This window comes from Nonomuraea sediminis (genome assembly GCF_018531495.1).
Taxonomy (GTDB): Bacteria; Actinomycetota; Actinomycetes; order Streptosporangiales; family Streptosporangiaceae; genus Nonomuraea; species Nonomuraea sediminis.
The window spans coordinates 212,971-234,792 of sequence record NZ_JAHDTI010000003.1 but is presented as its reverse complement, the minus strand read 5'-3'; the positions used below and the strand labels follow the sequence as shown (position 1 = coordinate 234,792).

Here is a 21,822-nt window from a genome sequence, read left to right as displayed (position 1 = left end):
GCGCCTCACCCGGCCAGCCTGGAGACGAGCCCGGCCCGGTTGGCCACGCCCAGCTTGCGATAGATCCGGCCGAGATGCGTCTCCACGGTCCGGGTGCTCACCCGCAGCCGGGCCGCGATCTGCCGGTTGCTGAGCCCCTGCCGCAGGAGCACCGCGATGTCGCGTTCGCGTTCGGTGAGCGCCTCGCCGGTCGCCCGCCGGGGCCGCCGCGCGCCGAGCCGGCGCAACTCGCCGCGGGCCTGGTCGCGCCAGTGGGGGCTGCCGCAGGCGGTGAACAGGTCGCGCGCCCGGCTCAGCTCGTGGTGCGCCGCCGTGCTCTCGCCCAGGTCGGCCAGCGCGCTCCCGGCGACCAGCCGTGCCTGCGCCTCCACCATCGGCACTCCCGTCTCCGCGAACCTGGTCGCCGCCTCGCCCGCCGCGGCCGCCGCGAGCCGCGGGTCGCCCGCGGCCGCGTGCACCCTGGCCGCCGCCAGCCGCGCGTAGCCGTAGGCCGCAGGCACGCTCAGCGCGGCCGCCTCATCGGCCCACAGCCGGGCCTGCGCCACCCGCCCGAGCCGCAGCTCGGCCTGGACGAGCACGTCGTACCAGTGCGGCAGCCGCGCCGTCGCCATCCCGGGCAGCGCCGCCCGCAGATCGCGCAGCGCGCCCTCCGCGTCGCCCGCCGCCAGCCGTGCCATCGCCAGCAGCCCCGCGCACATGGCCCGCCGATGCCGATCCTCCGCGCACGCCCGCTCGCCCAGCCGTACGGCGAGCTCGACCTCGCCCAGGTCCAGCGCGATCTGGCACTGCCTGGCCAGCGTCACGCACACCATCTCCGGGCTCTGCAGCAGCTCGGCGATCTCCAGCGCGTCGACCGCGCTCTGCCAGGCCTCGGTCAGCCTGCCCGTCCAGAACTGGGACCCGGCCAGCTGCAGCAGGAAGGCGTGCGCGAACACGTTCTGCCCCGTCGACCTGGCCAGCGGCAGTGCCCTGGTCAGATGCCTGATGGCGTCGGGGAAGCACTCGGTCACGTGCGCGGCCTCCGCGGCCCACATCGCCACCTCGAGCGCTCCCGCCAGCTCGCCGTCCAGCAGGCCGTCCACCAGCGCCGTGGCGTGGCGCGCGTGCCAGACCGCGTCGCTGAAGGCCCGCTCGGCCGCGACCACCGCGAGCACCGCGTGCGCGCCCGCCTCGTACAGCCGCTGCCCCGACCCGATGACGAGCCCCGCCCAGGCGCCGGCCCGTTCCGCTTCGCCGGAGTCGGCGTGGATCATCGCCAGGTTCAGCCGCACCCGGGCCAGGTACGCCTCCTGCTCGGGCGGCGCGGCCAGCTCGGACTCCAGCAGCGCGGTCGCGGCGCCGCGATCACCGGCGATCTGGTCCAGCGTCACGCACAGGAACACGGTCGAGCCGCGCTCGCCGCCCCACGGCATCGCGGGAACCAGCCGCCGCAGCAGCCGCCTGCTCTCCCCGATCCTGCCCTGCACGTGCAGGGCCCTGGCCAGCGTGTGCAGCAGCGCGGGATCGGCGTCCCCGTCGGGGATGAGCCTGAGCGCCGCCCCCAGCCAGTGCGTGGCGCTCGCCGGAGCGCCGGCCAGCGCCAGCTGGGCCGCCTCTATGAGCGTCGCCGCGGCCCGCGCGTCGCCCGGCCGCGCGGAGCGTTCCACATGGTGTGCCAGCTCGGTCGCGGGCGCGCCGCGCGAGCGCAGCCACTCGGCCGCCCGCGCGTGCGCTCCCGCCAGCCAGTCGGGATCGGCGTGCCGGTAGGCGGCCTGGCGCAGCAGCGGGTGGCGGAAGGCGAGATCGTGCCCGATCAGGTCGCGGGCGGCCAGCGTGTCCAGCGCGGCCAGCGTGTCCTCGATCGGCAGCCCGGCCAGGTGGGCGACCTGGCGCGGATCCAGCCCGTCACCGCCCACGGCGATCGCCGCCGCGACGGTCGCGGCCGGCCGGTCGAGCTGCGCGAACTCCTGCATCGGGACCCCGGCCCACAGATGGAACGGGTTCCCGCCGCTCTCGGCGTGGCGGCGTTCTGCCTCCCGCTCGCCGACGAGCTCGGCCACGGCCTCGCGGCTCAGCGGGCCGACGTCCAGCCTGATGTGCCGGGCGTGGCTCTTCTGCAGGGCCGCGTGCAGCAACGCGGGCGCCTGCCTCGGCCGGTAGGCCGCGGCGATCACGAGCGGCGCCTCGGGCGGGTGGCGCAGCAGGTGGCTGAGCAGCTCGTACGAGGCGCTGTCGGCCCAGTGCAGGTCGTCCAGGATCAGCAGCAGCCCGCGCTCGCCCGCGGCCCGCTCGAGCTCGGCCGCGAACGCCCGGTGCAGCCGGTAGCGCTCCACCATGAGCGCGGTCGGCAGCAGCGACGGCATCCCGGCGAACGGCCCGAACGGCCGCTGCCGCGCCACTTCCTGCCCGCGGCCCGCCCGGACGGCGAACCCGTGACGTGCCGCGATCCTGACCAGTTCGTCCAGCAGGCTCGTCTTGCCGATGCCCGGTTCGCCCCGCACATCCACGAACACCGTGGCGCCGTGCGCCGCCAGCGCGACGGCGTGCTGGAGTGCGGCGACTTCGCGAGTTCTGCCGGTGAGAGGGTGATCCCCCATAACGTCTCCGTTCCGGCCCCCGCCCCCAAAACGTACCCTTCGGCTCCACGGTTCACCGCAATACGAACCTTTTTCGCCACCCGAAGATAGGGGGATTTCGCCGACGCCGACGGCGAATTCAGTGCAGACTGGCCCTTGCTTGGAGACAAGGGGCAAAACGGAAATACCGCCGCACGTTCTGAACCCCAGGGGGTCAGGCTGGGAGGGCGGCCAGGAGGAAGGCGAGGCGGGCGGCGGCGCCCTCGACGTCGTCGGTGCTGCCGAGCCGGTATCCCCAGGACGTGACGAAGACCCCCTCTTCGGAGCAGGTCACGGTCTCGGTGAGCGTGCTGGAGAAGCGGTTGCGCACCGCCACGTAGGCAGGCTCACAGGCCAGTGCGAGGCTTTGCACCGAAAGGTCTGCGTGACGCCCCGCGAACCACGCGAACCGCTCGAGGCAGAGCGCGGTATCCAACATCATGCGTCACCTCCGCAACGTCTCGCGACAGAATTGCACGATCTTGCGCCGGGAGGCAAGCAATTGCGGCGATTAATGTGAGGATTGTTTCCCGTAATCGTGAAGAATGCGGATGATGTGGGCTCTGCCCTCGTGGCCGAAGTCGGCGACTTCGCAGAAGTCGTCGAAGGCCCGCACGTAGAAGGCGATGTCGTCGGGGTCCCGCAGCACCAGGTCCTTGGTCAGGGTGGCCACGCCGATCATGGCCTCGTTGTAGATCCAGAAGCCGTTGATCGGCGCGGACGGCAGCTCGTTGTCGTAGGGGATCACGCCGAACTCCACGTTCGGCAGCGTGCTGACGGCCAGCAGCCGGTCGAGCTGCCCGCGCATCACGTCGACCGGCGTGAGCCGGGTGCGCAGCGCGGACTCCGGCACCACGAAGCGGAACGTCCGCCCCCGGTCGTAGAGGATCTCCTGGCGCTGCATCCGCACCCGGACCGCCGCGTCGATCTGGTCGGGCGCGCTGTAGAGCCGCTTGACCTTCTGGAAGATGTAGCGGGCGTACTCGGAGGTCTGTAGCAGCCCGACCACGATGCCCGGCTCGAACACGCGGAACAGCTTGGTGCGAGCCTCGAGGTCGCGGATGTCCTCCTGGATGGCCGCCAGCCCGCTGCGGTGGCGCTGCTTCCAGTCGTCGTGCCGCTCAAGCAGCGAGATCGCCTGCCTGATCAGGTCGTCCGTCGTATCTGGAGCGGCCCGTACGGCTTGCGCCCACACGACCACGTCGTCCTCGGTCGCCGTCTGGCGGGCGTTCTCCAGGCGCGAGACCTTGGAGGCCTGCCAGCGCAGCCGCTCGGCCAGGTCCTTGCCTGACAGGTGAGCGGCCTCACGCAACTGGCGCAGCTGGCTGCCCAGGTCGATGCGTGCCTGCTGGAACGACGTCACGCCGCAAGAGGCTAATCCCGTGCGTGCGGATCATGCCAGGCCCAGTCGCGCAATTGTGATCATTCGGTCGCTGCGGGTGCCGATTCCGTGATATGGAAAGCGTTTGCCTGGAGTACCCGGCGGGCGACCTCGGTCAGCAACTCGCGCGGAACCTCCACCGCGGACTCCCCGTCGAGCACGTCGCGCAGATCCGCGAGCGCCTCCGGATCGATGACGGTGAGCCCCTGGACGACGATGGTGCCGCGGTCGGTCTCGTAGAGGGTGGGGCAGGCGCCCGCCTCCGAGGTGGAGCCGAGGAACCGCATGCGCATGACGATCCTTCCCCGAGATCAAGAGCAATTGCGCGCAATTGTAGAGCTCGGAGGATCAAAAGTGATCGTCTCAGGCAAAATCGGCATATTTGGTGCGGGCGGCTTCGATCTTGTCAGGCAGGAACTCCGTAGGCCAGAGTCCCGGCGCCGGTTCGTAGCCCTTGAGCACCCGGCGGGCGATCGACGCCTGGTGCACCTCGGTCGGCCCGTCCATGATCCCCATCAGCGGCGCGGCCTGCCACAGCCGCCCCAGCGGCGTCTCGTTGGACACCCCCAGCGCCCCGTGGAGGTGCATGGCCCGGTAGACCACGTCGTGGAAGACCCGCGCGGCGGCCACCTTGCACGCCGCGATCTGCGTGCGCGCCTCCCTGGTCGAGGACTGGTCGATCAGCCAGGCCGTGTGCAGCACGAGCAGCCTGAACTGCTGGATCTGCAGGTAGGAGTCGGCGATCGCGGCCTGCACGAGCTGCTTGTCGGCCAGCACCCCGTCGTGGGTCTCCCGGCTCAGCGCCCGCTCGCACATCATGTCGAAGGCCTTCTTGACCGCGGCCACGGTACGCATCGCGTGGTGGACCCGGCCGCCGCCGAGCCTGGCCTGGGCCACGGCGAACGCCCCGCCCTCCTCGCCCAGCAGCGCGTCGGAGCCCACCCTGACGCCGCTGTAGCGGATGTGGGCGTGCCCGCCGGACCGTTCGCCCATCGTGCCGATGTTCCTGATGATCTCCACGCCCGGGGTGTCGGCGGGGACCAGGAACATCGACATCCGCTTGTACGGGTGCGCCTCGGGGTCGGTGACCGCCATCACGATGAGGAAGGAGGCGTTGGCGGCGTTCGAGGTGAAGTACTTCTCCCCGTCGAGCACCCACTCCGCGCCGTCCTTGGCGGCCCGCATCCGGAACATTCGGGGATCGGATCCGCCCTGCGGCTCGGTCATCGAATAGGCCGAGAACACCTCGCCCTCGAGCAGCGGCTTGAGATAACGCTCCTTCTGGCCGGCCGTGCCGTACATCGCGATGATCTCGGCGTTGCCGGTGTCGGGCGCCTGGCAGCCGAAGACGACCGGACCCCAGGTGGAACGGCCGATCAGCTCGTTCATCAGGGCCAGCCTGAGCTGCCCGTATCCCTGGCCGCCCAGCTCGGGACCGAGGTGGCAGGCCCACAGCCCCTGCGCCTTCACCTGCTCCTTCAGCGGGTCCACGATCTTGCGGAGCCGGTCGTCCAGCCGCTGGTAGGCGCGGCCGGGGAAGGCCAGGTCGAGCGGCTCCACCTCGTCGCGGATGAACGCGTCCATCCAGTCCAGCTTGGCCTGGAACTCCGGTTCTACTGAGAAATCCATGTCTGCGCCCTTGCGAAGAGGTCCAGCGTGGTCTGGTGGAGCAGATCGCCGATGTCCTTGGGCGCCTTGCCCGCGCAGGCGCGCGCGTGGCTGCCCTCCAGGATGATGCCGAGCTTGAAGCAGGCCAGCACCGCGTACCAGTCGACGGCCGACAGGTCCCGGTCGGACAGTTCGGCGTAGTAGGCCACCAGCTCCTCGGGGGAGGGCAGCCCGGGCACGTGCCCGTTGTTCGACGGCCAGGTGGCCAGCAGCCAGCCGAGGTCGAGCAGCGGGTCGCCGATCGTGCACATCTCCCAGTCGACGATCGCCGCCACCCTAGGCCCGTCGTGGGCGAACATCAGGTTGGCGAAGTGGTAGTCGCCGTGCATGATCCCCGGCGTGAAGCCGGCCGGGCGGTTGGCCTCCAGCCAGGCGGCGGTCCCGTCCAGGTGCGGGATGTCGGGACCCGGGTATCCGTCGAGCCTGCCGTACGAGTCCAGCTCGCCCAGCCAGCGCGGGACCTGCCGCTCCAGGAAACCCTCGGGGTGCCCGAAGCCCGGCAGCCTGCCGGGATCGACGCGTCCGAGCTCGGCCAGCGCGGCGGCCGCCTCCAGGCCCATCCGGTGCCTGATCGCCGGGTCGCCCGCGTGCAGGGCGGGCAGCCCCGTCGAGGGGTTGAAGCCGTCGACCGGCTCCATCAGGTAGAAGACCGGCTCCTGCGCGGTCTGCGCCGCGATCAGCCGCGGCGCGGGCACCCGCGTGTCACGCAGCACGCCGAGCAGGCGTGCCTCCCGCCGCAGCACCTCGTTGCTCTTCTGCCGCGCGTGCAGCGGCGGCCTGCGCAGGATGTACGGCCTGCCGCCCCGCTCGAAGCGCACCATGACGTTCTGCGTGCCGCCGAGCACCGGCGCGACCTCGGTGATCGGCCCGCCGGGCAGGCCCTGCCCGTCCATCCAGCCGCCCAGCGCCGCGAAGTCGATGGCGCCGACGTCGATGTGGGTGGAGGTCATGGCCGCCCTTCAACCGAATCTTATTCTGGAGGCGAATCTATCAAAGGAGTCACCCCAGGGCCACCATGAACGGCGTGAACAGCCGGCTCCTGTCGCCGGGCAGCCTGCCGCCGCGGACCATGAGCGCGTTGGGGAAGCCCTGGTCGACGCCGTTGGCCCTGGCCCAGGCGGTGAGCTCCTCCTGCCGGGTGTCGAGGTCGAGCCTGACGGGCACGCCCCAGCCGGTGGCCAGGTCGCCGATCAGCGCCCTGGCCTGGTCGACGTCCTGGGCCACGACGGGGCCGATGACCAGGTAGTCGCCGTTGCGCCAGGCCCCGCCGTACCCGGCGATGCGGCCGTCACGCTCCAGGACGCGCAGGCGCTCATGGAAGGCGGGCATGCGGCGCAGCAGCGGCGCACGGTCGGTCTGGAAGACCTCGGCGTCGAGCTCGACGATCGGGTCGAGGTCGGCGTCGGTGGCGGCGCGGGTGGCGCCGGACGGCTCGCCGCGGAACAGGCCGCGGCAGGAGTCGACCCGGCCGACGGTCTCGAAGCCCAGCCGCTCGTAGAGGGGCCGGCCCAGGGCGGTGGCGTGCAGCGAGACGATCCGGTCGCCGGCCTGGTCGAGGACGTGGCGCATGACGCGGCCGGCCAGGCCCTGGCGCTCGTAGCGGCGGGCGGTGAGCACCATGCTCGCCACGGCGGAGTCCAGCCCGTAGCGGACCAGGACGGTGGTGGAGGCCAGTCCGTCGCCGTCGGGCGCGTCCAGGCCGTAGACCTCGCCGACGGCGAACAGCAGGCGCCACTTGTGCTCCTCGGCGCCCCAGTCGCGGCTGATCGCCAGGTCGGTGCAGGCGGGCAGGTCATCGAGGCTCAGGCGGCGTACGTCCACGCCGCACATGATGGTGCGGGCCGCTCCAGTCCCGCAAAGGATTATCGGGGAGTATGGGGCGTCATGGACTGTGTGGTGGCGATCGACGTGGGTGGCACCTCCATGAAGGGCGGGCTCGTGGCCCGCGACGGCACGATCCTGCACGAGCAGCGCCGCCCCACGCCGCGCGCCGAGGGCCCGGAGCGGGTGATCGCGACGATCCGCGCCTTCGTCGCCGAGCTCGCCGCGGCCGGGGAACCCCTGGCGGTGGGGCTCGCGGTGCCCGGGCTGGTGACGCCCGAGCGGGCGGTGTTCGCCGCGGCGTTCGGGTGGCGGGACGTGCCCGCCGCGGCGTTCGCCGACGTGGACCTGCCCGTGGCGCTCGGGCACGACGTGCGCTCGGCGGGCGAGGCCGAACTGGCGCACGGCGCCGGCCACGACGGCGGCCACGTGCTGTTCCTGCCCATCGGCACGGGCATCGCGGGCGCGGCGGTCCTGTCCGGCACCCTGTACGGCGGGGCCGCCGGGTGGGCCGGGCAGATCGGCCACATCCCCGTGTGGCCCGACGGGCGGGCGTGCGGGTGCGGCCAGCGCGGCTGCCTCGGCCAGTACGCCTCCGCCTCGGCGATCGCCGCCCGGTGCGGCGAGACCTCCGCAGCCGACGTGGTGCGCCGCATGCAGTCGGGCGACCCCGAGGCCGTCCTGGTGTGGGCCGAGGCCGTGGAGGCGCTGGCCATCGCGCTGGCCACCTACACGCTGATTGCGGACCCCGCCGTGATCGTGATCGGCGGCGGCCTGTCGTTGGCGGGCGAGGCGCTCCTCACGCCGCTGCGCGGCCGCCTCGCCGCCCGCCTCGCCTTCCGTGCCGCGCCCGAACTCCGCGTGTCACGCCTCGGCACCCGCGCGGGGATGCTCGGCGCCGCACTCCTCGGCTGGCAGGCGGTCGATCGTTGACCATAGCTAATCGGGAAGCTCGGATCTTCCTGCCAGGTGCCGTGGAACATCGGCCGTCGCCGCCCTGAGTTCTTCGCCGAGGGCTTTGGCCTGCGGGTCGAGGCGCGGGCTCGCGGCGACGCCCCTGCCCAGGAGGCCGTGGATCACGAAGTTCAGCGCGTGCAGGTTGGGTAGCTCGTACCGGTCGACCGCGAAGGGATCCAGGTGGGGGAGGAGCTCCTTGAGCCGGTCCACCGTGAGGTAGCCGGCCAGCCAGGCGTACGCCTCGGCCCCTGCCACCCACACGCCCAGGTTGGCGTTGCCACCCTTGTCACCCGAGCGGGCACCGGCGACGCGGCCCATGGGAAGGCGGGTGGTGGGGTGCTCGCCGTACGGGGGCGCCGGGGGCCGCGGTACCTCTGCTCGCCGGTCCGGTGCCGAAGGAGTCTCCTCGTAGGGGATGCGAACGCCGTCCAGGTGGACCTCGGGATCCACCTCGCGGGCCGGGACCAGGACGGGCCAGTAGACGCCGTACGGCGAGGCGTTGCCCGGGGGAGTGAGGCCGTAGAAGCCCGGATAGCTGGCCAGGCCCGTCTCCACCACGGCCGAGGAGAAGCGGCGCCCTGCCACCTCCTGCTGCGGCGACATCACGGTGATCCGCAGCAGCGGCGGGTCGAAGGAGACGTCCACCTGGTCGAAGGAGTCGCGCGGGACGCGCGCCCAGATCGCCTCCTCCGCGACGCGGGCCTTGTCCGCCACGTCCAGGCCCGTCAGCACCAGCGTCATCGTGTTGCGGTAGCCGCCCAGGTAGTTGACCGCCACCTTGAGCGTGTCCGGCGGCGCCTCGCCCCGCACCCCGGAGATCCGCACCCGGTCGGGACCCTCGTCCGACAGCGCGATCGTGTCGAAGCGGGCCACCACGTCGGGACCGAGGTAGCGCGGCGAGCCGATCTCGTACAGCAGTTGGGCCGTGACCGTGCCGATCGACACCAGCCCCCCGGTGCCCGGATGCTTGGTGATCACCGCGGACCCGTCGGCCTCCAGCTCGGCGATCGGGAACCCGCAGTGCGCCAGGTCGGGAACCTCCTGGAAGAAGGCGTAGTTGCCGCCCGTGGCCTGGCAGCCGCACTCGATGACGTGGCCGGCGACCACCGAACCGGCCAGCGCGTCCAGGTCGTCAGGGCGCCAGCCGTACCGCCAGATGCCCGGGCCCGTCACCAGGGCGGCGTCCGTGACGCGGCCCGTCACGACCACGTCGGCGCCGGCCGACAGCGCGGCGGCGATCGGGCGGCCGCCCAGGTAGGCGTTGGCCGTCAGCGGCGTGGCCTCGAGCTTCTCGCCGGTGTCGGCGTTGACCAGGTCCAGCTCGCGGCCGGTCAGGTCGTCGCCGGTGACGTGGGCGACCCTGGGCGACAGGCCGAGCCGCGCGGCCAGTTCGTGCACGGCCGCCGCGCATCCGGCCGGGTCCAGCCCGCCGGCGTTAGTCACGATCTTTATGCCCCTGTCGAGGCAGGTCCCGAGCACGTCCTCCAGTTGGCGCAGGAACGTGGGCGCGTAGCCGGGGCGGCCCTTGAGCCGGTTGCCCGCCAGGATGAGCATGGTCAGCTCGGCCAGCCAGTCGCCGGTCAGCACGTCGATCGGCCCGCCCTCGACCTGCTCGCGGGCCGCCGAGAGCCGGTCGCCGTAGAAGCCGCTGCAGTTGGCGATGCGCAGCGTCACGACAGCCGCTCCTTGAGCACCGACTTCTGGATCTTGCCCGCGGGAGTCAGCGGCAGGTCGTCCACGATCTCCAGCCGTTTGGGCACCTTGTAGTCGGCCATCCGGGCGGCGCAGTACTCCAGCAGCTCCTGCGCCGTCGCCGAGGCGCCGGGCCGCAGCACCACCGAGTAGTGGCCGATCTCGCCCAGCCACGGATCCGGCAGCCCGACCCCTGCCGCCATCGCCACCGCGGGATGGGTGACCAGCACGTTCTCCACCTCGACCGGGTAGACGTTGTAGCCGCCCTGGATGTACATCTCCTTCTTGCGGCCCTTGAGCGAGATCCGCCCGTCGCCGTCCATCGAGCCCAGGTCGCCGGTCGCCAGCCAGCCGCCGGACAGGAATGTGTCGGGCGCGTCCTGGCCCCAGTATCCGGCCGCCACGCACGCGCCCCTGACCTGCAGCTCGCCGATCCCGTCCACGGCGTCCTCGATCCTGGCCTCGAAGTCGCCGACCACCACGCCGATCGACGACGACACCGCCGCCACGTCGTCGTCAGGACGTGACAGCACGCAGGCGCCGGAACTCTCCGACAGCCCGTACAGGTTCAGCACGCGGCCCTTCGGGAAGCCCGCCATGATCCGCTCGCACAGGGCGGGCTCCACGTTCGAGCCTCCGGCGATGCACATGCGGAGCGACTCCACGTCGTAGGTGGAGAAGCCGGGGTGGTTGAGCATCATGACGTACATCGTGGGGACGCCGCCGAAGATCGTCGCCCGGTGCCGCGAGATGGCCGACAGTGCCGCCTCCGCGCTGAACGCGGGCAGCAGCACCACCGCGCTCCCGGTCAGCAGGGCGGTGGCGATCGTGCAGGTCAGCCCGCCCACGTGGTTGAAGGGCATGTTGCCGACGATCACCTCGGTGCCGTAGCCGAAGTGCGTGGCCTGCGCGGCGGCCGAAGCCAGGATGCTGCGGTTGGTCAGCACCGCCCCCTTCGGGCGGCCCGTGGTGCCCGAGGTGTACAGGATCACGGCGGGATCGTCGGGTCCGGCCTCGGCGTCGGGCACGGCGGCCGTGCCGTACGGGAGCTCGGTGCAGACCTCGACGCCCATGTCCCGGTAGTGGACGCCCGTCTCGGCGTCGGTCACCGCGAGCGCGGTGCCGGAGTGGCCGAGCATGTACCGCAGCTCGGCCTCGCGATAGCGGGGATTCAGCGTGACCACGATCGCGCCCAGCTTCATCGCGCCGAAGAACAGCTCCAGCCACGCGGGCCCGTTCGGCAGCGCGACCGAGACGCGGTCGCCCTTGCCCACGCCCCGCTCGGCCAGCCCGGCGGCGACCCGGTCGCTGCGCTCGTCGAGCTCGCCGAAGCTGATCGTATCCTCACCGCAATACAGGAACGGCGCCGTGCGCGGCGCCATCCGCAAGGCCGCAGCGATCGTGGACACGGGATCCTCCTTACATGTCGGGAACCCACTTCGGGGGACGTTTCTCCATGAAGGCCGCGATGCCCTCCTGCCCCTCGGCGGAGGTGAAGCGCTGGGCCGACAGGGCGGTCATGCGCCGCAGGCCCTCCTCGAAAGACACCTCGGGGATCTCCCTGACCAGCCGCTTGGTGATCGCCAGCGCCTCGGGGCCGCCCTTGATCAGCATCTCGGCGTAACGAGCCACGGTCGCGTCCAGTTCCTGCGCCGGTACGGCCCGCGTCACCAGGCCGATCTGCTCGGCCTTGGCCGCGTCGAAGACCTCGCCGGTCAGGAAGTACTCGGCGGCCGCCCGCGCCTCCAGCCTGCGCAGCACGGGCACGGAGATCATGGCCGGCACGACGCCCAGCCGTACCTCGGTGAAGGCGAACGACGCCGACAGCGGCGCGATCGCGAAGTCGCAGGCCGCGACCAGGCCGAGGCCGCCCGCGCGGGCGGTGCCGTTCAGCCGGCAGATGACCGGCTTGGGGCTCTCCCAGATCAGCGAGAGGATCTCGGGGAAGGAGGCCGTCACCGGCGCGTCGCCCGCGCCCTGGGCGGGCTCCACCCGCTGCTCCTTCAGGTCGGCGCCCGAGCAGAACACCGGACCCGTGCCGGTCAGCACGATCACCCGGACCTCCGGCTCGCCGAGCGCCCAGTTCAGCCGGTCCTCCAGATCGCCGAGCAGCCGCACCGACAGTGCGTTGCGGTTCGGCGGCGAGTCCAGCGTGATCGTGGCGATGCCGCCGGCGAGCTCCTTGTGGACCAGCCGCGTCATGCGTCCCCCTCCTGGTTGATGATCACCAGTACCGTCCCCGCCTCGACCTGCGTGCCCTTCTCGACGCGCACGTCGGAGACCACACCGCGGGCGGGCGCGACGATCCGATGCTCCATCTTCATCGCTTCCAGCACCAGCACCTCCTGGCCGCCGGACACGATCTCGCCCGGCTCGACGGCCACGCGCAGCACGGTACCGGGCATGGGCGCGGTCAGTGAGCCCGGGGCGACACGTTCGACGGGTTCGGGCAGGCGGGGGATGGGGGTGAGCCTGACCTGGCCGTGCGCGGAGTTCACGTAGACCCTGCCGTCGTGCTCGGCGACGTCGAAGCGATGCTGCAGGCCGTGCCGCTCCAGAACCACCTCGCCCGGTGTCGCGCTGACCAGCGTGTATCCGTCGGGGAGCGGGTCGTAGGCGGTCTCCGCCTCCTCGAAGCGGGCGAGTGAGGGCTGGGAGCGGACGTTGCGCCAGCCTCCCGGGATCGTGGACAGGACCGTGGCCTCGGCCCTGTTGCGGGCGGCGATGGCCAGTGCCGCCGCCAGCGCCGCGGTTTCCAGGTCGGTGGGCTGGTGGGTGAGGTCGTGCTCGTCCAGGAAGGCCGTGTGCGTGTCACCGGCCCGGAAGTCCGGATTCTTCAGGATGTTGACTAGAAGATCGCGATTTGTCGTGATGCCGTGGAGCTTGGCGCGGGTCAGCGCGTCGGTGAGCTTCCTGACGGCCTCGGTACGGCTCCCGCCGTACGCGATGACCTTGGCCAGCATCGGGTCGTAGTAGGGGGAGACGTGTGAACCGGACTCCACGCCCGAGTCCACCCTGACCTGGCCGCCGATCTCGAAGTGGTGGATCACGCCAGACTGCGGGAGATGCCGGTGGTCCTCGGCGTAGAGCCGGACCTCGATCGCGTGCCCGCCGGGCGGCGGGGCCTCGCCGAGCCGGGCTCCCTCGGCGATCTCCAGTTGGAGGCGGACCAGGTCGACGCCGTGGACCAGCTCGGTGACCGGGTGCTCGACCTGCAGCCGGGTGTTCATCTCCAGGAACGCCACCGTGTCGCCCTTGACCAGGAACTCGACCGTGCCCGCGCCCTCGTAGCCGATCTTCCTGGCGGCCCTGGCCGCCGCGTCGAGCAGGATCCGCCTGGTCTGCTCGGAGATCCCGGGGGAGGGGCACTCCTCGACGACCTTCTGGTGTCTGCGCTGGATGCTGCACTCGCGCTCGCCCAGCGTCCACACGGTGCCGTGCTGGTCGGCCACGACCTGGACCTCGACGTGCCGTGCCCGCTCGAGCAGCGGCTCCACGAAGACGGTGCCGTCGCCGAAGGCGGCCTCGGCCTCGCGCCTGGCGGCCTCCACCTCGCGGTCGAAGTCCCGCGCCGCGCGGACCACGCGCATGCCGCGACCGCCGCCGCCCGCGGCGGCCTTCACCAGCGCGGGGTAGCCCTGTTCTTCCGTCCACGACGGCAGCACCGGGACTCCGGCCTCGGCCATCAGGCGCTTGGCCTCGATCTTCCAGCCCATCGCCGCGATCGCCTCCGGTGACGGGCCGACCCAGGTGAGCCCGGCCTCGATCACGGCCCTGGCGAAGTCCGCGTTCTCCGACAGGAAGCCGTATCCGGGGTGCACGGCGTCGGCGCCGGCCACCGTACAGGCCTGGAGGATCCGCGCGATGTCCAGGTAGGTCTCGCCGGAGCGCACCCCGCTCAGCCGTACGGCGAGATCCGCCTCCGCCACGTGCGGCGAGGAGGCGTCGGCGTCGGAGAAGACCGCGACCGTCGAGATGCCGAGCTCGCGGCAGGTGCGGAAGATCCGCCGGGCGATCTCCCCGCGGTTGGCGACCAGCAGGCGCGTGATCATGGCCGGAACACCCCGAACCTGCCCTCGGCCGGCTCCGCGGCGCTGTTGACGGCCGACAGGCAGATGCCGAGCACCGTCCTGGTGTCGCGCGGATCGATCACCCCGTCGTCGTAGAGCCGGCCGGACAGGAAGAACGGCAGCGACTCCGCCTCGATCTGCGCCTCCACCATCGCCCGCATCGCCGCGTCGCCCTCCTCGTCGTACACCTGGCCGCGCGCCTGCGCGGCCGCCCTGCCCACGATCGACAGCACCCCGGCCAGCTGCGCGGGACCCATCACCGCCGACTTCGCGCTCGGCCAGGTGAACAGGAACCTGGGGTCGTAGGCACGCCCGCACATGCCGTAGTTGCCCGCCCCGTACGAGGCGCCCATCGTGACGGTCAGGTGCGGCACCGTCGAGTTCGACACCGCGTTGATCATCATGGCGCCGTGCTTGATGATGCCGCCCTGCTCGTAGTCCTTGCCGACCATGTAACCGGTCGTGTTCTGCAGGAACAGCAGCGGCGTGCGCGACTGGTTGGCCAGCTGGATGAACTGGGTGGCCTTCTGCGACTCCTCGCTGAACAGCACGCCGCGCGCGTTGGCCAGGATCCCGATCGGGTATCCGTGCAGCCGCGCCCACCCCGTGACCAGGGAGGAGCCGTAGAGGGGCTTGAACTCCTCGAACTCGCTGGCGTCCACGATCCGCGCGATCACCTCACGCGGGTCGAAGGGCACCTTCAGGTCCTCCGGGATGATCCCCAGCAGCTCGTCGGCCGGATAGCGCGGCTCCCGCACGGCGAGCGGCGCGTTGCCCAGCTTCCGCCACCGCAGCGACCTCACGATGCTCCTGCCCAGGCGGAGGGCGTCGTGCTCGTCCTCGGCCAGGTAGTCGGCCAGCCCGCTGGTCCTGGCGTGCATCTCGGCCCCGCCCAGCGACTCGTCGTCCGACTCCTCCCCGGTGGCCATCTTCACCAGCGGCGGCCCGCCCAGGAACACCTTCGCCCGTTCCCGCACCATCACCACGTAGTCGCTCATCCCGGGCACGTAGGCACCGCCGGCCGTCGAGTTGCCGAAGACCAGCGCGATCGTCGGGATCCCCGCGGCTGACAGCCGCGTCAGGTCGCGGAAGATGCGGCCGCCGGGGATGAAGATCTCCTTCTGCGTCGGCAGGTCGGCGCCGCCGGACTCGACCAGGTTGACGTACGGCAGGCGGTTCTTGAGCGCGATGTCGGCGGCGCGCAGCGTCTTGCGCAGGGTCCACGGGTTCGACGAGCCGCCGCGCACGGTCGGGTCGTTCGCGGTGATCACGCACTCGACGCCCTCGATCACGCCGATCCCGGTCACGACGCTCGCGCCCACGGGGAACTCGCTGCCCCACGCGGCCAGCGGTGACAGCTCCAGGAACGGCGAGTCGGGGTCGATCAGCAGCTCGATCCGCTCGCGGGCGAGCAGCTTGCCGCGCTTCCTGTGCCGCTCGACGTACTTCTCCCCGCCGCCCGCCACGGCCTTGGCGTGCTCGTCCGCCAGCTCTTCCAGCTTGGCCAGCATCGACTCGCGCCGCCGCAGGTACTCCTCGCCGACGGTGTCCATCACCCCACCTCTTCCCGCTCTGTTGACGTGGGTGTCAATCCGATGGCCCGGGCCCAGAGCTTGGTGAGGAGAGCGACGGCCGTCTCCTCGTCCGCTTGCTCGCCCAGATCCAGCCAGACGTGGGCGAAGTGCTCCACCATCCCGCCCAGCATGATGGCCGTCAGCCTGGGATCCAGCGCGGGATCGGCCAGCCCCTGCTCCTGCAGCCGCCGCAGCCCGTCGGCGCCCCGCCGGACGAAGACCTCCCGCAGCTCAAGCAGCAGCCGCCCGAACCGGTCGTCGTCGGAGGCGGCGTGCTCCAGCATCCGCACCAGCCGCGAGTTCGCCGCCCAGGCCCGCAGGTAGAGCCGGTTGGCCGCCTCGATGCGCGCGTACGGCTCGTCCGGCGCGGGCCCGACCACGGAGGCGGCGAACATCGCTCCCACCACGGCCCCCGCCACCTCGCCGAACAGCGCCTCCTTGGAGTCGAAGTAGGTGTAGAACGTCCCGTGAGACACCCCGGCCCGCGCGCACACGTCGTCGATCCGCACGGCGTCGTACCCCTGCGTCTCGAACGCCTCCCGGCCGGCCTCGACCAGCGCGGCCCGTGTCCTACGGCCACGCCCGGTCAGCACCTCAGACCTGACGATCACGTCAACTACGTTAACCCGTCGATCTCCGCTCCGGAAGGGGCAAACGGCTGGTGACCGTCCTGTAACCGGGTGATAATGACGATCACCACGAAGGGGGGTGCCGGTGGCGGGTCCCGACGTGCCATGGCTTGCCCGGTTACTCGATGCCGAGGGCTTCGTGACGGGGCTGGGCTTCCTCATCAGCGACCAGATGGTGCTGACCTGCACCCACATCGTGGCCGGCGCCGCCGGCACGCGGAGCACCGCCGAGCGTCCCGCCGGCAGCGTGCGGGTCCAGTTCCCCGCTCTGGACACGGAACGGCAGGCGGAGGTGCTGGCGGGCGGCTGGGTCCCGGCCGGATCCGGCAGCGGGGACCTGGCCGTGCTCACCCTGCTCGGCCCCGCCATCCGCTGCGACCCGCTGCCCAGGCTCGGGCGCGGCGCCGCTCCCGGGATGAGAGTGACAAGCCCGCCCGTACTCCCTGTGGTGTCGGTGCTGGACGCCCCGCAGGGCGGGGAGGACTGGGAATGGCTCCGGATGCCTGCCACCTCGGACTTCCCCGGAAGGATCGGCGGGCCCGTGATCGACACCGCCACCGGAGCGGTGGTCGGGATGATCACCGCGCGCGGGCTGTCGGAAGCGTGGATGCTTCCCGTCGAGCGCATGGCCGAATACTGGCCGCCGCTGCTCGACCACCTCGAAGAACGGCCCGCGGCCGAGCCGGGCCGGGCGCGGGAACTGGGCAGGCTGGTCGACGCGCTGCTCGAGCTGCCCGACATCCGCTCGCCCGAGGTGAGATCCCTGTACGTGCGGCTGCTCGGCGAGGCGATCGGCACGCCGCCGCTGATCGCCCGGCACGCCAGTCCCCGGGCGGACCTCTGGTCGCTGGTGACGTGGTGCAGGAGCCAACCGGGCGGGCTGCACGAGCTGCTCGACGTGGCCAGGTTCATGGTCGCCGACAGCGTGGACGTCGAGGCGCTGGCCGCCCGCGTCGAGCAGCTCGAGGCGCCGCCGCTGCTCACCGTCAGTGAACGGCGCGAGCTGCTCGCCCTGCTCGCGCCCGTGCCGCAGGCCGAACTCCGCAAGGCCTACGAGCAGGCATCCGGACGTCCGGCCCCGTCGGACGGCGGGCCGCGGGCGCTCGTGGCCGCGCTCGAGGAGCTCGTGGCCGATCCCGGCACGGCCCCGCCGCTGGCCGCCTTCGCCGGGCCGCTCGCCGCCCGCGACGACCGGCTGCGTGCCTGGCAGGACGCCTTCACCTCGCGGCTGGCCGTACCTGCCGTGCCGGAAGAGCCGCGGCGGCGGGTGGCGCGGCCTTCGCACCTGACGATCCAGGTGGACGGCGATCTGCTGGACCCCGGTCTGTTCCGGGTGTCGGCGTGGCTGAGCGGCGAGGAGGCGGAGCCGGTGGTCACCCTCGTGCGTGGCGACGATGCGCTGCCGCTCGAGGGGGTAGCCGAGGCGGCCGGACGGCTGGTCGAAGAGGTTCACGCGGAGGGTGAGCTGGTGATCGAGTTCATCGTGCCGAGGCGGTTGCTGACCTGGCACGTCGAGGAGCTGAGCACCCCGGACGGGGAGAGGCTGGGGCACAGGTATCCGGTCGTCAGGCGCAGCGGCCGAGGCTGGACGGACCGCCGGTCGGCAACGGCTTCCCCCGAGGTGCGGCTCGTGGAGGGGGACGAGACGGAACTGCGTCGGGCCGTCTCCTCGGGAGTCCCCGTCGTGGTCTGGGCCCGTGAGGCCGACCAGGATGTCCGGGACCTGGTGGCGCATACGGACCCGGCCGAGCTGCCGCGCGCCGTACGGGACCTGCGCAGGTCCTCGCCGCCGGACAGGCGGATCGCGGTGCTGTGGGACGACCCGGAGCGCCCGCCCGTCCAACCGCCGCTGCTGATGGCGCCCGACTCGCAGGAGGCAACGCCATGACGTCGATCTACCGGGGCACGGGCGTACCGCACGACGGGATCGAGAAACTGCCCCCGCCGCCGCCCTGGCGCACGTTCGGCGAACCGGCGGAGGCGGCGGCCGCGCCCGCGGAGCTGGATCCGGTCGACAGGCGCCGGGCGATCGCCTACCGTCCCAGCCCTCAGGCGGTCAGCATGGTCAACGCCGCGCTCATGCTGCGGCGTCCGCTGCTGGTGACCGGGCCGCCCGGCAGCGGGAAGTCGACGCTGGCCCACCACGTGGCGTATGAGCTGAACCTCGGCCCGGTGCTCCACTGGCCGGTCAACCGGAGCACGACGCTGGGTGACGGCCTCTTCCAGCCCGACGGCTTCTACGAGACCGATGAGCTCGGCCTTGGTCCGCTTGGGACCGCGCTGCTTCCCACAGCGCGGCCTCGCGTCCTGCTGATCGACGATCTCGACAACGGTGACGTGGATCTGCCCAACGATCTGCTGCACGTGATCGAGACGGGCTCCTTCACGATCTCGAGATCACGGGCTATGGAGAGGAGCTACCTCCACACATCGGAGGGGCGACAAACGGTGGTGTCCTTCGGGCGGGTCCTCTGCGCGGCGTTCCCGTTGATGGTGATCACCAGCAACGGTGAGCGCGAGTTCCCCGCCCGGTTCCGGCGCCGGTGCCTGCCGCTGGACATCACGCCGCCGAGCACCGGCGAGCTGGTGTCGATCCTCCAGGCGCACCTGGGCGCCGTCGACGGGCGGCTGGTCGAGGAGTTCCTGGACGCGGGGCGCGACGGCGGTCCGGCCGTGGACCAGCTGCTGAACGCCGTGTTCCTGGCCGCGGCCTGGGCCGACCAGCCGGTGCCCGAAGCCCGGCAGGTGATCGACACGCTGATGCGGCGGGTGGAGGCGGACGACTACCTATGATCCGCAGGCTGATCGGGGCGTTGGGCGAGCTCGGCGTGAATCTCACCGCCGAGGAGCTCGCCGACGCCCTGTGGCTCACGGATCGCCTCTCCGCCGCCGACATTCCCGCTGTACGGCGTGCCCCCACCGAGCCGTTCGAGGCCACGGCGGGCCCGCTGCCCGGCTCGGCCGCGGTGGCGGGCGCGCTGCGTCCCCTGCGTAAGTCCGGTCACCTGGCGAGCGTGGACCTGGCGCTCGTGGTCGACACCGGCGGCTCGATGGACGTGTGGCGGCCGAGGGTGCGGCAGGCGCGGGCGACGTTCGAGCGCCTGGGGGTCTTCCGGTCGGTGCGGACCTGGCGGCTGGACACCGACCAGCCGGTCGTGACGATCAGGTCTGGTGACGGCGGCCCCGCACGCCATCCGCGCGAGGTGGTGGAGCCCGCGCGCGGCCAGCTGATCCTGGTGATCTCCGACTGCGTGGGACAGGCGTGGCGGTCAGGAGCCGTGCGGCCGCTGCTGTCGGCCTGGGGCCGCCGGCAACCGGTCGCCATCCTCCAGGTGCTGCCCCAGCGGCTGTGGCCGCACACCGGGCTCCGGCTGACGCCCGTCCGCTGGCGCTGCGAGCCCCAGGCCTGCACGCCCAACTCGCGGCTCGGCTGGCGGCCACGCGACGAGGAGGCGCCGCGGCCCCGTCGTGGCGTCGTGCCCGTGCCGGTGCTCGAGCTGGACGCGCGCTGGCTGACCGCCTGGAGCCAGGTCGTGTCCGGGGCGGGCAGCGGCTGGGTGAACGGCGTCGCCTACCTGGGCGAGCAGGTGGGGGAGCTGCCCGCGCCCGAGCCGATGACGGCGATCGAGCGGGTCATGCGCTTCAACGCCCTGGCCTCCCGGAACGCGATGCGCCTTGCGGGCTACCTCGCCGCGGTGCCGCTGTCGCTGACCGTCATGTCGCTGGTGCAGGGGGAGATGCTGCCCCAGTCGGAGCCCGTCCACCTGGCCGAGGTCTACCTGGGCGGACTGCTGCGGCGATCCGGCGCCGAGCGGTACGACTTCCATCCGGGAGTCAGGGAAGTGCTGCTGTCGCGGATCACCCGGAGCGAGGCCGCGCACGTGCTGGGCTTCACCGCCGAGCTGGCGCAGCGGCTGCCGTTCGAGGACGGCGACGAGCCGGCCGTGATCGCCGGGGTGCGGGAGCAGGTGCTGCTGCCGCCGCTCGGCGGCACGGCCTCCCCGCGCCCAGAGTCCCCTGGCGAACGGCCGCCGGAACCCGAGCCCTCAGCGGAACCTTCGACCGGACCGGAGGCTCCGGCTGAGCTCGAGAAGCCGCCGGAGGCGGTGTGGGGGGACATCCCCGCCAGGAACCCGCGCTTCACCGGCAGGCAGGACATCCTGGCCGGCCTGCGCGCCAGGCTCGAGAACGGCGAACCCGCGCTGCTCACGTGCACGCTCCACGGCATGGGCGGCGTCGGCAAGTCCCAGATCGCCATCGAGTACGCCCACCGCTACCGGTCCTGCTACGACCTGGTCTGGTGGGTGCCCGCCCAGCAACCGGCCACGATCCGCACCTCGCTCACGGAGCTGGCAGACCGCCTCGACCTGCCCGGCGCGGCCGGCGGTCAGCCCTGGTCCCGGGCGCTGCAGGCGTTGCGGGACGGCCGGCCGTACGGCAACTGGCTGGTGATCTATGACAACGCGGTGCCGACGGCGGACATCGCGCAGCTGCTCCCCGACGGCCGCGGGCACCTCCTGCTCACCTCGCGCGACCCGTTCTGGGGGCCGGACAAGAGCGTCGTCGACGTGGGCGTTCTCCCCGTCGAGGACAGCATCGAGCTGCTCAACCGGCACCTCCCGGCCAGGCAGCGCCTCTCGCGCGGGGACGCGGAGCTGATGGTGGAGCGGTCGGGCGGCCTGCCCATCGCGCTCGTGCTGGCGGCCGAATGGCAGGCCTCCAGCGGGATGAGCGTGGAGGAGCACCTGCAGTGGTTCGACGAGGTGCTGCAGGACCAGCTGCGCAGGGACATGCCGCTGGGCTACCCGGCCCCCGTCATGGCCTCCTGGCAGCTGGCCATCGACCGGCTGCGCGAGGCCAACCCGGCGGCCGTGGAGCTGCTCGAGCTGTGCTCGATGTTCGCGCCGGAACCGCTTCCGCGCGCCTTCCTGGCCCCGGTCGACGACGACGTGGCGCAGGGAGAGCTGGCGGCTCTGCTGGGCGAGCCGGTCCAGCTGATGCGCGCCGTGCGCGACCTGAGGAAGTTCGCGCTGCTCGACATGGACGTCGGCCGGCGGACCATCCAGCTGCACCGGCTCATCCAGCTGGCCGTACGCCGCAAGGCCGCCATGCCGGAGGCGCGCCGGGTCCGGCTCGGGCACGTGGCGCACTGCCTGCTGCTGCGGGCCAGGGGCCGCGATCCGCGTGACAGGGCCGGCTGGGGCAGGTACGCCGACATCCAGCGGCACCTGCTGGCCTGCGACGCGCTGGGCTGCGAGCTGCCCGAGATGCGCGGGCTGGTGCTCGACCAGCTGGAGTACCTCACCGCCGTGGGCGACCTCAGCGGGGCGTCGGAGCTGGCCACCCGCGCCGTCGTCCGGTGGGGCGTCATGCTGGGCGGCGACGACCGCGACGTGCGGGCCGCCCGCCGCTATGTCATGGAGGTCGCCAAGTGAC

At 72.2% G+C, this 21,822-nt stretch carries 17 protein-coding genes; 4 read left to right on the top strand and 13 right to left on the bottom strand.

Going from position 1 to position 21,822, the window contains the following annotated elements:
* Positions 1-5 precede the first annotated feature (5 nt).
* From KIK09_RS15235 to KIK09_RS59140, 7 genes are all read right to left on the bottom strand, one after another.
* A complete protein-coding gene (locus KIK09_RS15235; RefSeq protein WP_214319857.1) occupies positions 6-2,576 on the bottom strand; it encodes a helix-turn-helix transcriptional regulator in 2,571 nt (856 codons plus the stop codon).
* Between the two features lie 193 nt (positions 2,577-2,769).
* Positions 2,770-2,931 (bottom strand): hypothetical protein, encoded by a 162-nt coding sequence (locus KIK09_RS57680; RefSeq protein ID WP_250573189.1) that lies wholly within the window; start codon positions 2,929-2,931, stop codon positions 2,770-2,772.
* A gap of 174 nt (positions 2,932-3,105) precedes the next feature.
* Positions 3,106-3,957 (bottom strand): helix-turn-helix domain-containing protein, encoded by an 852-nt coding sequence (locus KIK09_RS15225; RefSeq protein WP_214319855.1) that lies wholly within the window; start codon positions 3,955-3,957, stop codon positions 3,106-3,108.
* 59 nt (positions 3,958-4,016) lie between these two features.
* Positions 4,017-4,268, bottom strand: a complete 252-nt coding sequence (locus KIK09_RS15220; protein ID WP_214319854.1) for a hypothetical protein — start codon at positions 4,266-4,268, stop codon at positions 4,017-4,019.
* A gap of 70 nt (positions 4,269-4,338) precedes the next feature.
* Positions 4,339-5,604 carry an acyl-CoA dehydrogenase family protein gene (locus KIK09_RS15215; RefSeq protein ID WP_214319853.1) on the bottom strand — a complete coding sequence of 422 codons (1,266 nt, stop codon included), beginning with the start codon at positions 5,602-5,604 and terminating at the stop codon, positions 4,339-4,341.
* Complete coding sequence (locus KIK09_RS15210; protein ID WP_214319852.1) at positions 5,589-6,593, bottom strand: phosphotransferase family protein; 1,005 nt, start codon at positions 6,591-6,593, stop codon at positions 5,589-5,591. The genes KIK09_RS15215 and KIK09_RS15210 overlap by 16 nt, the downstream gene beginning before the upstream one ends.
* 49 nt (positions 6,594-6,642) lie before the next feature.
* Entirely contained in the window at positions 6,643-7,464 is an 822-nt protein-coding gene (locus KIK09_RS59140; protein WP_214319851.1) for a GNAT family N-acetyltransferase, read from the bottom strand.
* Positions 7,465-7,527: 63 nt separating this feature from the next.
* On the opposite strand from KIK09_RS59140, the gene KIK09_RS15200 reads away from it, so the two are divergent.
* On the top strand, positions 7,528-8,397 hold the full coding sequence (locus KIK09_RS15200; RefSeq protein ID WP_214319850.1) for an ROK family protein: 870 nt from the start codon (positions 7,528-7,530) through the stop codon (positions 8,395-8,397).
* 6 nt (positions 8,398-8,403) lie between these two features.
* Here KIK09_RS15200 and KIK09_RS15195 read toward each other — a convergent pair whose 3' ends face one another.
* From KIK09_RS15195 to KIK09_RS15170, 6 genes are read right to left on the bottom strand one after another with little or no spacing between them, the layout of a single operon-like run.
* Positions 8,404-10,095: an acyclic terpene utilization AtuA family protein gene (locus tag KIK09_RS15195; RefSeq protein ID WP_214319849.1), complete on the bottom strand. Its 1,692-nt coding sequence runs from the start codon at positions 10,093-10,095 to the stop codon at positions 8,404-8,406.
* A complete protein-coding gene (locus tag KIK09_RS15190; protein ID WP_214319848.1) occupies positions 10,092-11,522 on the bottom strand; it encodes a class I adenylate-forming enzyme family protein in 1,431 nt (476 codons plus the stop codon). The genes KIK09_RS15195 and KIK09_RS15190 overlap by 4 nt, the downstream gene beginning before the upstream one ends.
* A gap of 10 nt (positions 11,523-11,532) precedes the next feature.
* Positions 11,533-12,315, bottom strand: a complete 783-nt coding sequence (locus KIK09_RS15185) for an enoyl-CoA hydratase-related protein (RefSeq protein WP_214319847.1) — start codon at positions 12,313-12,315, stop codon at positions 11,533-11,535.
* Positions 12,312-14,165 (bottom strand): ATP-binding protein, encoded by a 1,854-nt coding sequence (locus KIK09_RS15180; RefSeq protein WP_214319846.1) that lies wholly within the window; start codon positions 14,163-14,165, stop codon positions 12,312-12,314. Before KIK09_RS15180 ends, KIK09_RS15185 begins: the two co-directional genes overlap by 4 nt.
* Positions 14,162-15,736, bottom strand: a complete 1,575-nt coding sequence (locus KIK09_RS15175) for an acyl-CoA carboxylase subunit beta (RefSeq protein WP_214319845.1) — start codon at positions 15,734-15,736, stop codon at positions 14,162-14,164. The genes KIK09_RS15180 and KIK09_RS15175 overlap by 4 nt, the downstream gene beginning before the upstream one ends.
* The gene (locus KIK09_RS15170) at positions 15,736-16,368 is read right to left on the bottom strand and encodes a TetR/AcrR family transcriptional regulator (protein ID WP_214319844.1); all 633 of its coding nucleotides are present in this window, start codon (positions 16,366-16,368) and stop codon (positions 15,736-15,738) included. The genes KIK09_RS15175 and KIK09_RS15170 overlap by 1 nt, the downstream gene beginning before the upstream one ends.
* A 103-nt stretch (positions 16,369-16,471) precedes the next feature.
* Here KIK09_RS15170 and KIK09_RS15165 point away from each other — a divergent pair, with 103 nt between their 5' ends.
* The 3 genes from KIK09_RS15165 to fxsT are packed head-to-tail and all read left to right on the top strand — an operon-like array spanning position 16,472 to position 21,821.
* Positions 16,472-18,274, top strand: a complete 1,803-nt coding sequence (locus tag KIK09_RS15165) for a VMAP-C domain-containing protein (RefSeq protein ID WP_214319843.1) — start codon at positions 16,472-16,474, stop codon at positions 18,272-18,274.
* Entirely contained in the window at positions 18,271-19,179 is a 909-nt protein-coding gene (locus tag KIK09_RS15160; protein ID WP_214319842.1) for an AAA family ATPase, read from the top strand. Before KIK09_RS15165 ends, KIK09_RS15160 begins: the two co-directional genes overlap by 4 nt.
* Complete coding sequence (fxsT, locus tag KIK09_RS15155; protein WP_214319841.1) at positions 19,176-21,821, top strand: FxSxx-COOH system tetratricopeptide repeat protein; 2,646 nt, start codon at positions 19,176-19,178, stop codon at positions 21,819-21,821. Before KIK09_RS15160 ends, fxsT begins: the two co-directional genes overlap by 4 nt.
* Position 21,822: the final 1 nt, after the last annotated feature.